12 protein-coding genes are annotated in these 14,241 nt (G+C 64.2%); 6 read left to right on the plus strand and 6 right to left on the minus strand.

The annotated features are described in order from the left end of the window. Window positions 1-271 precede the first annotated feature (271 nt). The 3 genes from FJ959_RS07915 (at window position 272) to FJ959_RS07925 (ending at window position 3,175) form a co-directional block, all read left to right on the plus strand. On the plus strand, window positions 272-2,017 hold the full coding sequence (locus FJ959_RS07915) for a PAS domain-containing sensor histidine kinase (protein WP_140520733.1): 1,746 nt from the start codon (window positions 272-274) through the stop codon (window positions 2,015-2,017). After that, entirely contained in the window at window positions 1,992-2,756 is a 765-nt protein-coding gene (locus FJ959_RS07920; RefSeq protein WP_140629388.1) for a peptidoglycan-binding protein, read from the plus strand. The genes FJ959_RS07915 and FJ959_RS07920 overlap by 26 nt, the downstream gene beginning before the upstream one ends. 71 nt (window positions 2,757-2,827) lie before the next feature. Next, entirely contained in the window at window positions 2,828-3,175 is a 348-nt protein-coding gene (locus FJ959_RS07925; RefSeq protein WP_140494737.1) for a DUF1491 family protein, read from the plus strand. Here the strand turns inward: FJ959_RS07925 and FJ959_RS07930 are convergent. From FJ959_RS07930 to FJ959_RS07960, 6 genes are all read right to left on the minus strand, one after another. Next, window positions 3,153-4,184 carry a hypothetical protein gene (locus FJ959_RS07930; protein WP_140629390.1) on the minus strand — a complete coding sequence of 344 codons (1,032 nt, stop codon included), beginning with the start codon at window positions 4,182-4,184 and terminating at the stop codon, window positions 3,153-3,155. The two genes, FJ959_RS07925 and FJ959_RS07930, sit on opposite strands and share 23 nt — an antisense overlap. A 450-nt stretch (window positions 4,185-4,634) precedes the next feature. Next, window positions 4,635-5,204 (minus strand): DUF1254 domain-containing protein, encoded by a 570-nt coding sequence (locus tag FJ959_RS07940; RefSeq protein WP_140629392.1) that lies wholly within the window; start codon window positions 5,202-5,204, stop codon window positions 4,635-4,637. Continuing rightward, a complete protein-coding gene (locus tag FJ959_RS07945; protein WP_140494728.1) occupies window positions 5,197-5,781 on the minus strand; it encodes a DUF1214 domain-containing protein in 585 nt (194 codons plus the stop codon). The genes FJ959_RS07940 and FJ959_RS07945 overlap by 8 nt, the downstream gene beginning before the upstream one ends. Before the next feature lie 133 nt (window positions 5,782-5,914). Next, window positions 5,915-8,068 (minus strand): penicillin-binding protein 1A, encoded by a 2,154-nt coding sequence (locus tag FJ959_RS07950; protein ID WP_140520727.1) that lies wholly within the window; start codon window positions 8,066-8,068, stop codon window positions 5,915-5,917. A gap of 204 nt (window positions 8,069-8,272) precedes the next feature. Further along, on the minus strand, window positions 8,273-9,205 hold the full coding sequence (locus FJ959_RS07955; RefSeq protein ID WP_140517963.1) for a dimethylarginine dimethylaminohydrolase family protein: 933 nt from the start codon (window positions 9,203-9,205) through the stop codon (window positions 8,273-8,275). Window positions 9,206-9,233: 28 nt separating this feature from the next. Next, on the minus strand, window positions 9,234-10,823 hold the full coding sequence (locus FJ959_RS07960; protein ID WP_181171578.1) for an amidohydrolase: 1,590 nt from the start codon (window positions 10,821-10,823) through the stop codon (window positions 9,234-9,236). A gap of 75 nt (window positions 10,824-10,898) precedes the next feature. Here FJ959_RS07960 and FJ959_RS07965 point away from each other — a divergent pair, with 75 nt between their 5' ends. The 3 genes from FJ959_RS07965 to FJ959_RS07975 all read left to right on the plus strand — a co-directional run bounded on the left by FJ959_RS07965 (window position 10,899) and on the right by FJ959_RS07975 (window position 14,231). Beyond that, window positions 10,899-11,795: a LysR substrate-binding domain-containing protein gene (locus tag FJ959_RS07965; RefSeq protein WP_140553936.1), complete on the plus strand. Its 897-nt coding sequence runs from the start codon at window positions 10,899-10,901 to the stop codon at window positions 11,793-11,795. 159 nt (window positions 11,796-11,954) lie between these two features. Further along, the gene (locus FJ959_RS07970) at window positions 11,955-13,049 is read left to right on the plus strand and encodes an ABC transporter ATP-binding protein (RefSeq protein WP_140494713.1); all 1,095 of its coding nucleotides are present in this window, start codon (window positions 11,955-11,957) and stop codon (window positions 13,047-13,049) included. Between the two features lie 69 nt (window positions 13,050-13,118). Beyond that, the gene (locus tag FJ959_RS07975; protein WP_140494711.1) at window positions 13,119-14,231 is read left to right on the plus strand and encodes an ABC transporter substrate-binding protein; all 1,113 of its coding nucleotides are present in this window, start codon (window positions 13,119-13,121) and stop codon (window positions 14,229-14,231) included. The last annotated feature ends 10 nt before the right edge of the window (window positions 14,232-14,241 follow it).

A 14,241-nucleotide genomic window follows, 5' to 3' on the forward strand; every position in this document is an offset into this window, starting at 1 on the left:
GCTGCGGGCGGCCCCTGCGGATAACCCTCCGTTTACTATGGTGGCATTTGCCCGCCTTTTCGGGCGCTCCCATCCCGATATTCGCCGTGGGCCGGGCCTTGGGTCGGCCCTGCCTTATCCATTCTTTAAAGGCTGGGTGCGAGTTTCAGAGTCAATCAAAACGATCTGCAAAAGCAGAGCTGTTCACGACGAGTGCGGGTGCGTTGAGTTGATGCCGATCAAGGCCAGATACGTTGAATTGCCTGGGGCAATGGCCGCCGGTTGTGAACGTATGGTCCATCCCTCCATTCTTGGGCTGGACGACCGCGAGCGTCAGCGTCGCTTTATCGGCGCCATGCTGGCCGCTCCGTTCTTTGCCGCCGGTGCCGCCGTCACGCTCGTCACGTCAGGCATGGGCGCAGCCGTCACCGTGGCCGCCATCTTCGCGGCCTTTGGTCTTTGCTGGTTCATCGCCTTGCTGGTGGCCGCGACCGGCAGGATGGATCTGGCCGGCCGGGCCGCGCTGGCGATCGCGGGACTTGCGCTCGCCGGTCTTGTTGCCGCTGCCGGCGGGCTGAGCTCTCCGGTCGCGATGCTTTTCGTGGCGCTGCCGTTCGAAGCCTGGTGGATCGGCGCCTCGCGCCGCGCGGCGCTGTGGGGAGCCGTCTGCGCCGTCGTCGCCATTCTGTTGCAGCCTGTGACGGCAACCGTCCTCCCGCACGCCGCGGTGCCGATCGCCGCGTGGCACTGGCTGCTGCCATTGGCCTGGGCGCTGACGCTGGTGCCGCGTATATCGGCGGTTCGCAACACGGCGGCTGCGGCCGACGTAGGGGACACCGGCGATCGTCTGGAAGACATGATCGACGCGGTGGTCCTGCGCGTCGCCCGCCATGGCGAGGTTATCGATGCCTCGGCAAAGGCGCGTACGCTGTTGAAGCTGCCCCCGCAACTGCTTTGCGGAACCGGGCTTTTCGATCGCGTGCATCTCTCGGATCGCGTCTCCTATCTCAGTGCCTTGGCCGACATGCGAGACGGGGCGCTGTCGCGCAGGCTGGAGTTGCGCGTCAGGCTGCCGCAGGACGGCAATGGACAGAATGGCAATGGCGCGGCAGACAACTATCGGCCGTTTTCGCTCGAACTGATGCGCGCTCAGGAGCAGGGCGACGTTTTCACGCTTGTGCTGCGCGAGAACGACGAGGTCGCCCGGTTGCGCGAAGACCTCGGCGCCGCCAATGACGCGGCCGCCGCCGCCGAAGTGGCGAAAGGGCGCTTCCTGGCGGTGGTGAGCCACGAACTGCGCACGCCGCTCAATGCCATCATCGGATTCTCCGACATGCTGCTGCACGAGATGTTCGGCGCCTTCAAGGATCCACGGCAGAAGGAATATGTCGGTCTGGTGCGCGATTCCGGCCAGCATCTGCTTGCCGTCGTAACCTCCATTCTCGACGTGTCGCGGATCGAATCGGGCGTCTATGCGACCGAACCGGAGCCATTCCGCTTCATGGAAGCCGTCGACATGTGTCAGCAGATGATGCGGCTCCAGGCGCAGGCCAAGAACATCGATCTCAAGGCGCAGATCGCGCCGGACGCCGGCGAAATCAACGCCGACCGGCGCGCCGTGCAGCAGATCCTCATCAATCTCGTCTCGAATGCGATCAAGTTCACGCCCGATGGCGGCGATGTCGTCGTCGGTGCCAAGCGGATCGGTTCGCGCCTGCATTTCTGGGTGCGGGACACCGGCATCGGTATCGCCGAGGAAGATTTCGCCAATCTCGGCAAGCCGTTCATGCAAATCCAGAACGACTATACCCGTCGTTTCGAGGGGACCGGCCTTGGCCTGTCGCTGGTCAAGGGACTGGTGGCGCTGCACGAAGGCACCATGTCGATCGAAAGCATGCCGGGCGAGGGCACCACGGTCACCATCAGCCTGCCGGTGAACGGGCCGAAAGGGCGGCCGGCGGACAAGGCCGGGGTGCTGACGATGCCGCTGGCCAGGGCGAAAGGGGACGGAAATGGCGCGCTCCGCAAAACAGCCTAAGGCGGCCAAGCGCCGCAGCAACGCCTTCCAGGACGGAGCCGTCGCCATCGGCGGCATGATTTCGCGCAATCCCGTCCTGGCGGGAGGGTCGACGGCATTCCTGGTGACGCTGTTCTACGTTTCGGCGAATGCGCTGTGGTACCAGCCTTTTCCGCATGCCGGCGCCTTCTTCGCGACCCGCAGCATGCAGGGCGTTCCGCACGCGGCCGCTGATGAGCCGGAGACCACCTTCAACATCGTGCGGCCAAGTACCGCGCCGGCGCCGGTCAAGGGCGATCCGGTGGTGGAGCAGGTGCAGGGCATATTGAAGGATCTCGATTTCTACGCCGGCACGGTCGACGGCATTTCCGGACCCAACACGCGCAAGGCGATCCAGGCCTATCAGCAGAAGGTTGGGCTCAACACGTCCGGCGAGATCGACGCGCTGCTGCTCGATCAGCTGGGCGCGACCCCGAAAACCGCCGCCGTGCCGAAACCGCAACCGCGTCCCGAAGTGTCGCAGGCGGTTCCAGTGTCGCTGCAGACCGATACGGCTTCCCAAGCGCCGGATCCTCGCATTGTCAAGATACAGGCCGGGCTCAAGGCCTTCGGCAATGACGACATGCAGCTCGACGGCGTCGTCGGCGCCCGTACCAAGGCGGCCATCAAGGAATTCCAGTCGCTGTTCGGCCTGCCGCAGACCGGCGAGCCCGACGAACTGGTCTATGTCAAGATGCGCGAGATCGGCCTGACCAACTGACGGCGCAAACAACGGCTCGCCCAGCGGTGTAAATACCGATAGATAGCCCGCATGCTGTCCGGACTTTTCTCATGCGCGTGACCACGGATCTCTGGGTATCGGCCCTGTTGCGTCGGGTTTTCGGCGCGGGCGGGTTTGCCGCCGTGGTCAAGCGCGGCGCGACCGAAGCCGGCGCCGTGTTCGTCCTGACGCGGAGCCGGCTTGGTGAAATCGCTCTCTATGGGCCGGCGCCACAGACGAGCTACGATTCGGCCAAGCCCGACGACCGTTTCTTTAGCCTTCTCGCCACCGCCGCCGATGCTTCGGTGCTGGACGCCAGACTGGAACGCGAGAAGAAATTCGATCCCGACATCTGGGTGGTTGAGATCGAGGCCGGCGCTGTTCCTGTCGAGGAGCTTATTTCCGTGAAGATGTCCTGAGGCCAGGGAAGGCCGCTGCATCGTCACTGTTCGACGCCTCGCGGCTGGCGCTGTTGGTGGGGGCGGCGTCGCGAACCACATCGGACAGGGTCACGGCCTTCCATTCCCGCACCTTGTCCAGCGCCGCGTCGCGGTGCAGGAGCCGGTAGCGATCGAGGAAGGTTCGGATCGCCTGCGGATGTGGAAACTCGCGGGAGTAGACGGCAACCGTGATCAGGAATGCCCGGTCCTCGCTGAGGTCGAGCGAGCGCAGCGCCGCCAGCAGCGGCATGTAATTCTGGTTCGCCGTCAGCAACCTGGCCGTCGAGAAATCGATATCGAGCGCATCGGCGAGCGCGGTCTGGAAGAAGGCGGCGTTTCCGGTCAGCGCCGTCTCGCGCAATTTGGCATAGGTGTCGGCTCCGGTGAACGGATCGACCTGCGCCGCCTGCGCCTCCTCGCCGGTCCGCATCATGGAGCGCAGTCTGCGCCGCGCATTTTCGGCACCAACGCCCGGCGTCTGCTGCTTCGCCGCGCTGTCGGCGGCCGGCGCCTTCGAGGGAGCGGTTTGTGCCGGAGAGGCTTCCGCTTCCGGATCGCGCACCCGCACCAGCGTCGGCCTTTCCAGTGCCCTGATCAGATCGGCGATAGTCGGATTAAGGTTCTTGCGGCGCGCGATCGCGCGCGCATGCGGCAGCCCGTGCCGGCCGATCAGCGCAATGAGGTCGATGTCACTGACTGCGCGCGAGCGGATGAGCAAGGGGGCGGCGATGCCCACCGGCTCCTCGCACAGGCGCCGCACCAGCCCGGCCGGAGCATATTCGCATTCAGAGAGGGCCGCCGCCACGTAGCGGCGCGATTCGGCGGACACGTTGTCGAACAGCGGCAGCGTCAGATCTTCGAGCTGGCCAATTTCACGGCGGGATGGCCGGGTGAGCGAGCAGAACGCAGACACCGCTGCGCGGAACAGCCTTTCGGCCTTTCCTGATTCCGTCCCTGCCGCGATTTGCCTGAAGTCCGAAGATGACACGAGGGATACGCCCGATACTCTATACACGCTTGACCATGCTCGGAACCATGTCGGTTTCGCGATTGCCAAAAACAAAGATCAAGTTAGCTGGGATCCGTTAGCGCTCCGTTAACCCTCTGCCGGCCTTAATGATATTTGGAGGCGTTGCGTTGTGCTCCGGGGCAACCGAGAGGAATACGCGAACCATGGGCATGGTACTGTCTTTCGTGCCGAGAACGGCACCGACCAATCGAGCAAAGCAAACCACCGAAATACCGGCGGCGGTGATCATCTTTCCCGGTATCCGCTATGAGCGGTCCGCCGCGGGGGAAGCGCGGCCTGCCGGCCCTGACAAGCCGGGATCGCCACGCACGCCAGTGCCGCACCACTGAACGTTCTTGAGGCCGAGGCGGGAATCATCCCTGCGGCACCGCCCTTGATTGTTGTGATGCTGACTGTCCGGGCCGCCGTCTAAAAGTCCTGCAGCTCGCACGAACTCTGCTCCAGAAAGCGCGACACGATCGACTTCCAGCTGTCGTCCGGCACGAAGCTGCGGATGACGAATATGCCCTCGTCGATCGGCGCTTCGACGAAGATCGCTCCCTGAAGCTCCTCGGGAAGGTCCCTGCGTATGTCGATCATCTGCGCCGGCGTCAGCACCACGGCATCCAGCTTGCTCCCGGTCGCCGTGTGGTCGTTGAATGAATAGATGTTGTGGCCGTTGCGGTCATAGACCGACACCGACCAGAAGGGCACATTGCCCGGCGCCCTGATCCTCACCATTCCCTCATCGAGGTCGAACCGGCAAGCCGTCGCATAAAACAGCGGGTCGACCGATTTCACCACCGGCGCGCCGCCCGCCTCGGCATCGAGCCGGGTCATCCGGTAGAGATCCGACGCCATCGACAGCCGTGACCAGGCATCGCGTTCCGAGAATTCAGGCACCAGAAGCAGCACGACGATATGCACGATGCCGGCGCCGACGAGGCCGAGCAGGACGGCATGTAGAAGTCTGCGCGTCGCGGCATAGACACTACGCATCGCAGCTGACCTTGGTGATCTTGGGCAGCGACACATCCGACAGGCCGGTGCTGCTGGCGATCGGCGTGTCGTAGAATGTCAAAACGAAATACATCCTGCCGGAACCGTCGGTCAGCAGCCAATTGCCGGGCATCGGGTGATGGCCGACGGAAATGAGCACCGAATTGTCGGATTGGCGCAGCACGCCATAGGATTGAAGCGCGGCAACCCGCGATTTGCCGGTCTCGACCACGCCGAGCGATTGGTCGGCGGCATAGAGGGTCCAGAATCGGGCGGTCGGAAATCCGCCTTCGATCGTGTAGGTACATTCGCGCCTGAGTTCTCCGCCAGCTGCGTCGTCCTCGGCGACAAAGGACAGCCCTTCGGCGCGGCCGAGCGCGAGCACGCCCTCGCGCGCCACGCGGGCCTTGGAATAGGGGTCGGCTGCGGGTGTGCCGATATCGGGAAAGGCGGTCCACTGGCCGATCCTGATCGCCCCGACGCCGTCCTGCATTTTCAGCGCATACCAGACGCTGGCGCCGCCGCCGCCGATGGCTATGGCAAGCGAAAGCAGCGTCAGGAAGGCGTTCTTGAGCATGAAAGGCCGGGCGCATGAAGAATTGCCGCTCGGGGATATCGCGGCGCGGGGTCGTGTGGCAAGCCGCAGGACGCGGATTCGCAAGGTGTGGCTTTTCCATCTTCCCGAAGGCAGAAGGGAAGAGGCGCCGCGATCACAGCGCCGACAGCGTTTCGGGCGGAGCCGATGCACCGAGCCTGCGCGCCGTTTCGAACAGGTGGGTCATGTCCCTGAGCGTCTGTGTCGTCCGGCTGGACAGCACCGGCGGCCGTTCGGCGGCGGCATCGGCCGCTGCCTGTTCCTCGCTCTTCTTCTGCGCTTCCGCGGCCTTGGCCGCGATCTCCTCGTCGACGAAGGGCTTGTCGATGCCGGGGATAGGCTTGAGGTCGATGTTCTGATGCGCATAGACCATGAGCCGCTGCCACACCATCGCCGGCAGCGAGCCGCCTGTCATGTTCTTGGTCGGCGTGAAATCGTCGTTGCCCAGCCAGACGGCCGCCGTGTAGTTGCCGGTGAAGCCGACGAACCAGGCATCGCGGTAGGATTGCGTCGTGCCGGTCTTGCCGGCGACGACGATGTTGGGTATCTGCGCGCGCCTGGCGGTACCCATCGCCGGTACCGCGACAAGCATGGTGTTCATCGATTTCAGCGCCTGCTCGGACAGCACGCGATGCGGCGGCGGCGCATCCTTGGCGAAATCGTAGACCACCTCGCCGGTGCGGGTGACGAGCTGCGTGATCCCATGCCTGGAGCCGACAAAGCCGTTCTGCGCGAACACGCTGTAGCCCGTCGCCTGGTCCATCACTGTCATGCCCGAGGTGCCGAGCACCATGGTCTTGTGCGCTTCGAGCGGCGATTCCACGCCGAACGATTCCGCCATCGCCTTGATCGGCCCGATACCGAGATAATCCTTGGCAAGCCGCACGGGCACGGTATTGATCGACTTGGCCATGGCCACGATGAGCGGAACCTTGCCCGCCGACTCGCCGCCGTAATTGTGCGGCGACCAGCTGCCCCAGCTGATCGGCCCGCCTGATACGATCGAATTCGGCGTAAAGCCGTGCTCCATAGCCGTTGCATAGACATAGGGCTTGAAGGAGGAACCGGTCTGGCGCAGCGCCTTGGTGGCGCGGTTGAACTGGCTGGCGCCATAGTCGCGGCCGCCGACGATCGCGCGCACCGCGCCGTTGGTCTCGATGACCACCACGGCCCCTTCGGTGACGTTGTACTCCTTGCCGAACTGGCGCAGGTGGAACTCCACCGACTCTTCTGCCGCCTTCTGGATGTTGGCGTCGAAGGTGGTGTGCGCCACCAGCGAGTGCTGCCCGGGCTTGGCGATCTTCTTAACCTCGTCGAAGGCCCAGTCGAGGAAATAGTCGGGGCTCTTCTGTTCGCCGCGGTCGACGACATCGGCCGGATGCAGCCTTGCCTGCAGCACCTGGCCCTCGGTCATGAAGCCGGAATCGACGAGATTGGACAGCACCACATTGGCGCGCGCGCGCGCCGCCGGCAGGTTGATGTGCGGCGCGTATTTGGTCGGCGCCTTGAACAGGCCTGCAAGCATCGCCGCCTCGGCGAGATTGAGGTCCTTGACGCTCTTGCCGAAATAGAAGTCCGCCGCCGCCTCGATGCCGAACGTGCCGCCGCCCATATAGGCGCGGTCGAGATAGAGCTGCAAGATTTCCTTCTTCGACAGATTGGCTTCGAGCCACAGCGACAGGAAGGCTTCCTTGATCTTGCGCTCGAAGGTGCGCTCATTGGTCAGGAACAGGTTCTTGGCCAGCTGCTGCGTGATGCTGGAGCCGCCCTGGACGACGGAGTTTGCCCGCACATTTTCGAAGATTGCGCGCGACAGGCCGAGAACGTCGATGCCGTAATGGTCGAAGAAACGCCGGTCCTCGGTGGCAAGCACCGCCTTGATGACATGATCGGGCATTTCGTCGACCGGCACGGAATCGCGCTGGATGATGCCGCGTTGGCCGATCTCGTTGCCATAACGGTCGAGGAAGGTAACGGCGAAGTCGCCCTGGGCGCGCCAGTCGCCGGCCGTGTCCTGGAAGGCGGGAATAGCCAGCGCCAGCATGACGACGATGCCGCCGGCGCCAAGCGTGAAACCTTCGCTCAACAACTCGACGATGCCACGGCGCCAGCCGTTGACGCGGAAACGCCGGGAGAAAATCGTCGCGCCCTCCCAGAACTGGCGCGCCTTGAACCCGATCTCGTAGAGAGAAGAATCGATCCATGCGTCGAGCGCCAGCAGCCGGGCGGCGATCGCACCTCTTCTCTTGCGTGGTTCAGGACTGACCATTCAAAAACCCGGACGGCTATGGCGCGGCCTGAAAACCAAGCGGGCAGTTTCAGGGCGACGCCGCCCTGACTATTCATCCATTTGCGGACGCCCACAAGGGTGGCGAGGACACACCTGCAGGGTTTGTTGATGGGGGCGGTACAAACCGCCATTCACCCGCCTGACGCTGATCAGGCGGGTGAAGATGGGGTTGCCGTTCCGGGCTCAGGCCGCCTCGCGCTTCAGCGCCTGCGCCATGCAGTGGATGCCGCCGCCGGTCTTGGAGATCTCGCTCATGTCGACGGCCGCCACCTCGAAGCCGCGCGCCTTGAGTTGACCGATCAGCGACTGGCTGGATGTCGGCGCGATCACCCTGTCCTTGCCAAGCGACATGAAGTTGCAACCGAGCGCCATCGTGTCCTGGAACGGCACGTCGATGATCTCGTGCCCTTTGCCCTTCAGCCAGTCGACGATCCCCGGCTCGGTGCAGGCGAGGCAGACGGCGGTGAGTTTTTCGGCGATCGGCACCACCATCAGGTCGATATGGACATAGTACTCGTCGATGAAGGCGATGCGTGTTTCCCAACCTTCTTTTTCGAACCAGGCCTGCACCTGCCGGGCGCCTTCTTCCTGCGTGCGGGCGCCGCCGCAGCCGATCAGCACAACGCCGTCCTCGATGACGTTGAAATCGCCGCCCTCGAAGGTGCCTGCGGTGACCATGTCGTAGATCGGGATACCGAGTTTTTCATAGGTGCGGATGGCGGCGTAATTCTCGCCGCGCCGCCACCAATTGGCCATGGCGGTGATGATGGCGCCGTAGGGCGTCATTACGCTGGAATCGCGGGAGTAGACCTGCATCGGCAGCTCCGGCGTCGGCTCGTGCCAGTGGATGTTGACGCCGAAATGCTCGTAGGCCGCGACCAGATCCTTGTGTTGTGCCTGCGCGATCTGGATGTTGCAGGGCGCCTCGCGCAGGTGCTTGCGCGACAGGGAGCTGGTCGAGAGATGGCGCAGGAAATTGGGCGAGCCGAGCAGCACATCGGTCAAGACGTCGGTCTCGTTGGCGAAACCCCATGATGTCAGCGGCTTGGTGCCGCCGGCTGGGTTGCGGCGCTGCAGCGAAAACGGCTCGGCGATGATGCGGTCATGAACGGTCATGCGGTTCTCCTCGTATGGGCGTTTGCGGTCATTGCTTGCTTGGTATCCACCAGTCGCGGCCGCGCGGCGTGGTGACATATTCCGGCCAGCGGAAGTTGATGGGCGGATCGTAGTCGCAGAGCGGGGCGATCCAGGTCGAACCGCCAATGCCGCCGCCGGTTCGGGTGACGAACTCGTCCATCGCCATGTCGCGCGCGGCCTTGTCTTCCAGCAGGCGAAGGGCGGATAGCGCGACGGTCTTCGCCGCGCAGATGACCATCGGGTCGATGGTCGCCGGGATGCCACCCAGCGCGTTCATCGCCCAAGCTGGAAAAACATGACCGTTTGCCGAACGCAGGGCAGGGCGGGCGACATAGAAACGCGCCGTCGGCGCGTGCCAGCTCATGTCGGTGTAGTCGTCCGAGGTCGAGTTCACCTGCGACGGCGGCAGGTCGCGGCGCAGGATCGCCTCTGCCTCCTGTGGTGCAATCAGCCGCTCCAGCTCGTCGATGAAGGGGTTTTCGCTCGCCACCCCACCGGCATTGACCTGGATCTCGCGGGCGATCTTCTTCGCCGCCTCGTCCCAGCGGGGCGGGCCGACGCTCGCCAACGCCTCATAGGCGATCCCGGCCATGGCATGATTGGCCAGCCCCGGCCGCGACTTCGAAACCCAGTGCCGTTCGTAGCGGCAGCCGCTGATCGCGGCGGCGGCCGAGGCGTTTCGGTCGAGCACGGCGGTGACCTGCTCGGCCATGGCGATGGTCGGAACACGGATCATGTACTGGATCTCGGCAAGGCCTGCCGGCAGATTGTCGGCGGTGGCCTGGCCCGCCGTCAGGATCGCCTCGCTGATCGACCAGCCGCCCTGGTGCGGCAGCATGGAATCGCGCAGCGCCTTGGAGGCTATGTACATCGTCATCAGCGCGTCGTTGGCGCCGGGCGCGCGAACCGCCGAATGTGCCTGCGGGATCGGGGCGCCGTCGCCGGCGGCGCGTGCCCAATTCTCGGGCTCATCGCAGATGAAGCGATAGATCATCGCGTAGGCAGCGCCGCAATGGGTGTCCCAGCGCGCAGTGTTGCAGAGCGGCAGCATGTAGAAGGGATGGAAGGAGATCATGCCGGCTAGGCCGTCATAATAGCCTTTGGCTGCATGGATCGGTTTCGAGCCGCGCACCTTCTCCGCCGGCTCGCCGGTGAAGCGCAGCGTGCCTGCAATGCCGTGGCGCTGCATGGCGGCCTTGGTGGCGAGCAGACCGCCCAGGCTGGCCATGCCCAGGCCCGAGTGTGGATCGGTATGGCCGCCGGCTTCGGAACCGAGCCCGAGGCGTGGCCGCATCACCGTGGCAGCGTCCTGGCAGTTGCCGGGCACGGCGTCATATTCGGCATACATGCCGATGGTCGGACCGTCCCCATTGGTCCAGTGGGCGCAGAAGGCCGTCGGCATGCCCGCGGAGCCTTCCTCGACCGCAAACCCCTCGCGCTTCAGCCGATCGACATACCAGTCTGCCGACTGGTACTCGCGCCAGGCAGTCTCGCCGAAGTCGAAGATGGTGCGCGTCCAGGCCGACAGCAGCGGCTGGATGCCGTCGAGGCAGGCAAGAGCGGTTTCTTGCGCCGATGTCGTCACCGGTTTTTCCATGCGCCAAAGAAAGCAGTGAAGCGGCTCGCCAAAAAGTGATATGTTTTCCCGGTTCGTGCAAATTCGGTTCACCTCTTGAGAATTCCATCGACGCAGGCGCTGCGCGCCCTCGACAGTTTCGCCCGTCATGGCAGCGTCTGGCGCGCCGCCGACGAATTGCACCTCACCCGCAGTGCGGTCAGCCATCAATTGCGCTTGCTCGAACGCGACCTCGGCTTCGATCTGCTGGAGCGCATCGGCAAGGGCGTGGCGCTGACGCCGCGCGGCCAGCGCTATGCCGCGGACGTGCGCAAGGCGCTGACCGTGCTCGGCGACGCGGTGGCGCAAAACGCCGGCACCGGGGTCGGCGGCTCCTTCGCAGTCTCATGCACACCAGGCTTCGCCTCGCTGTTCTTGTGCACCCATATCGGCGAGTTCCGGCAGATGTATCCGGACGTGGCGCTGAGCATACTGACGCCCCGGCGGCTCGACGACGTCAGCAATCCGGACGCCGACGCCTTCATTGCCTTTGGCGTCGGCAACTGGCCGAACCGCGTGGTGGAACTGCTGTGCGAAATCTCGTTCACGCCGCTCTGCAGCCCGACGCTACTCAACAAAGTGGGCGGCTTTTCCAAGCCCGCCGACGTCCTGCGCGCCAACCTGCTGCATCTTGGCGATACGGAGGACTGGGCGCGCTGGCTGGCGCTGGCCAAGGTCGAGAACCCCGACACCGAGGGCGGCATCTTCTTTTCCGACATGAACCTCGTTTTCTCGGCGGCGATTGCCGGCCAGGGCATCGCCATGGGGGACGAGCTGACCAGCCGCCGGGCGCTGAGTGAGGGCCGGCTGGTCAAGCCGTTCGAGACCTCGATCCCGTCGCCGCGTTCCTATTTCCTGGTTTCCGAGCACGCCAAGGCGGGTCACCCTGTGCTGGAGGCGTTTGGGGGATGGTTGAGGTCGAAGCTATCGGAGAACAGGTTGCGGACATATTGAGATCAACTGATCTCCCCCAGGAGAGGTGAATTTTCGCGGCTCCAGCGTCGCCGGCATTCGCCATAGATGAATCAAATTTGCCGATCAGGCGAAAACTATTCGGTTGCGGTGAGCCTTCGCGCTGCCTACGATTTCCCCAGCCACCAAGGAAGAGGCAGGATGCAGCAACCCGGCCGGGCCGCAGAGATCAAGGCGAACGGGATCGGCAAGAGCTTCGGCTCGTTCCGTGCGCTGGACAATCTGACGCTCAATATCGGCCGCGGCGAGTTTTTGACGCTGCTCGGCCCCTCCGGCTCCGGCAAGACCACCTTCCTGATGATCCTGGCCGGCTTCCTGCAGCCCAGCGAGGGCCGCCTGTTCAGCGACGGCGTCGATATTACCGACCGGCCGGCCGAGCAGCGCGCCGCCGGCATGGTGTTCCAGGGCTATGCGCTCTTCCCGCATATGAGCGTCGAGCAAAACATCGCCTTTCCCCTCAAGGTTCGCAAGAAATCTGCCGCCGAGATCAAGCGTAGCGTCGGCGAGATGATAGAGCGCGTCGGTCTGCTCGGCCACGAGAAGAAGCTGCCGGCGCAGCTTTCCGGCGGCCAGCAACAACGCGTGGCGCTGGCCCGCGCGCTGGTGTTCGAGCCGGGCGTGCTTTTGCTCGACGAGCCGTTCTCGGCGCTGGACAAGAGCCTGCGCGGCCAGATGCAGGCCGAGATGAAACGTCTGCACCAGGAGACCGGCACCACCTTCGTCTTCGTCACCCACGACCAGAGCGAGGCGCTGGCGCTGTCCTCGCGTGTCGCCATCTTCAACCATGGCAAATTGTTGCAGGTCGGAGCGCCTGACGAGGTCTATGACCGGCCCGCCAACCGCTTCGTCGCCGAGTTCCTGGGCGAGATCAATATGCTGCCGCTGAAGGGCGTGCGCGTCGCCGACCATGGCGCGACCGCGCTCTGCGAAGACCGGGCAATCAAGCTGCGCGGCAACGCCGAAGCAGTGGATGGCAATGCCATCCTGGCGATCCGGCCAGAACATATGTCGATAGCGCGCGAGGCGGCGGCAGGCGAGAACGGCATAGCTGCCACCGCGATCGGATCGACCTATCTGGGCGCGGCGACCAAACTCGACCTTACGACACGCCAAGGTGCGAAGGTGACCGTCTCTGTGCCGAACGAGGTCGCGGCCGCGGCACTCAGCAAAGGCAATTCCGTCTGGCTGACCTGGCCGGCGGAAAAGGGTTTCCTCCTTCCGGACGGAGGGCAATGAGCACCGGCGCGGCCTGAATTCGCCGCACCGGATTCCGGATTCGATCAACGAAAACAAAGGGGAACTAACATGAACGATACCAAAAAACAGGCCATCGAAACGCTCTCCGAAAGGACAAGGCGCGGTGAGATCTCGCGCCGGCAATTCACGCAACTTGCAGGCCTCGTGCTTGCCGGCACGCCGCTGCTGCTGCGCTCGACCAAGTCCTTCGCCGCCGCGAAGGAACTGGTGCTGGTCAACTGGGGCGGCGACGCCATCACGGCTTACGACGCCGCCTATGGCCAGGCTTTCACCAAGGACACCGGCATCACCGTCAAGATGGATGGCTCCGGCCCGACCGAAGGGGCCATCGCGGCACAATTTAAAAGCGGTGCGCCGACCTGGGATCTTGTCGACGTCGACCCGTTCTCGGCCATCACGCTTGGCGCGCAAGGCATGCTCGAGCCGATCGACTACACAATAGTCGACAAGAAGAAGATGCGGCCGGGTTTCGGCTGGGATTACGCCGCCTCGACCTATTTCTTCTCCTATGTGATCGCCTACGATTCGCAGAAATACGGCAGCAATGCCCCGACCGGCATGGCCGATTTCTTCGACGTGAAGAAATTCCCCGGCAAGCGCTCCCTCTACAAATGGGGCGTGTCGAGTTGGGAGGCGGCTCTTCTCGCCGACGGCATCGCGCCGGCGTCGCTCTATCCGCTCGACCTCAAGCGCGCGCATGACAAGATCGCCGCGTTCAAGGAGAACGTCGTCGCCTATTGGGGCGGCGGCGCGGAAAGCCAGAGCGTGTTGCTCAACGGCGAAGCCTCGATGGCGATCGTCTGGTCGACGCGAGCCTCGCTGATCGAGCAGGATTCGGGCGGTCAGATCAAGTTCATCTGGGACCAGGGCCTGATTTCGCCCGGCGCACTGGCCGTGTTGAAGAACAACCCCGGCGGCAAGGACGCGGCGATGAAGTTCATCGCCAGCGCGCAGGACCCTGCAAAGCAGCTTGTCATGTTCGACAAGCTCGGTCAGGGCCCGGCCAACCCGGCTGCCGACGCTCTGGTTCCCGCCGACAAGAAGCGCATCAACCCGGTCGATCCCGAGAACATGAAGAAGCAGATCCCGCTCGACATGGACTGGTACGCCAAGAATTACGGGGCGGCGCTGGACGAATATACCAAGATCATCTCCGCCTGACCGGCGCTGG

It is taken from the genome of Mesorhizobium sp. B2-2-4 (assembly GCF_006442375.1).
GTDB lineage: Bacteria > Pseudomonadota > Alphaproteobacteria > Rhizobiales > Rhizobiaceae > Mesorhizobium.

Coding starts and splice junctions, on each gene's coding strand:
- FJ959_RS07915 (WP_140520733.1), top strand. CDS start 272: ATGGTCCATCCCTCCATTCTTGGGCTGGACGACCGCGAGCGTCAGCGT.
- FJ959_RS07920 (WP_140629388.1), top strand. CDS start 1,992: ATGGCGCGCTCCGCAAAACAGCCTAAGGCGGCCAAGCGCCGCAGCAAC.
- FJ959_RS07925 (WP_140494737.1), top strand. CDS start 2,828: ATGCGCGTGACCACGGATCTCTGGGTATCGGCCCTGTTGCGTCGGGTT.
- FJ959_RS07940 (WP_140629392.1), bottom strand. CDS start 5,204: ATGCGTAGTGTCTATGCCGCGACGCGCAGACTTCTACATGCCGTCCTG.
- FJ959_RS07945 (WP_140494728.1), bottom strand. CDS start 5,781: ATGCTCAAGAACGCCTTCCTGACGCTGCTTTCGCTTGCCATAGCCATC.
- FJ959_RS07950 (WP_140520727.1), bottom strand. CDS start 8,068: ATGGTCAGTCCTGAACCACGCAAGAGAAGAGGTGCGATCGCCGCCCGG.
- FJ959_RS07955 (WP_140517963.1), bottom strand. CDS start 9,205: ATGACCGTTCATGACCGCATCATCGCCGAGCCGTTTTCGCTGCAGCGC.
- FJ959_RS07960 (WP_181171578.1), bottom strand. CDS start 10,823: ATGGAAAAACCGGTGACGACATCGGCGCAAGAAACCGCTCTTGCCTGC.
- FJ959_RS07970 (WP_140494713.1), top strand. CDS start 11,955: ATGCAGCAACCCGGCCGGGCCGCAGAGATCAAGGCGAACGGGATCGGC.
- FJ959_RS07975 (WP_140494711.1), top strand. CDS start 13,119: ATGAACGATACCAAAAAACAGGCCATCGAAACGCTCTCCGAAAGGACA.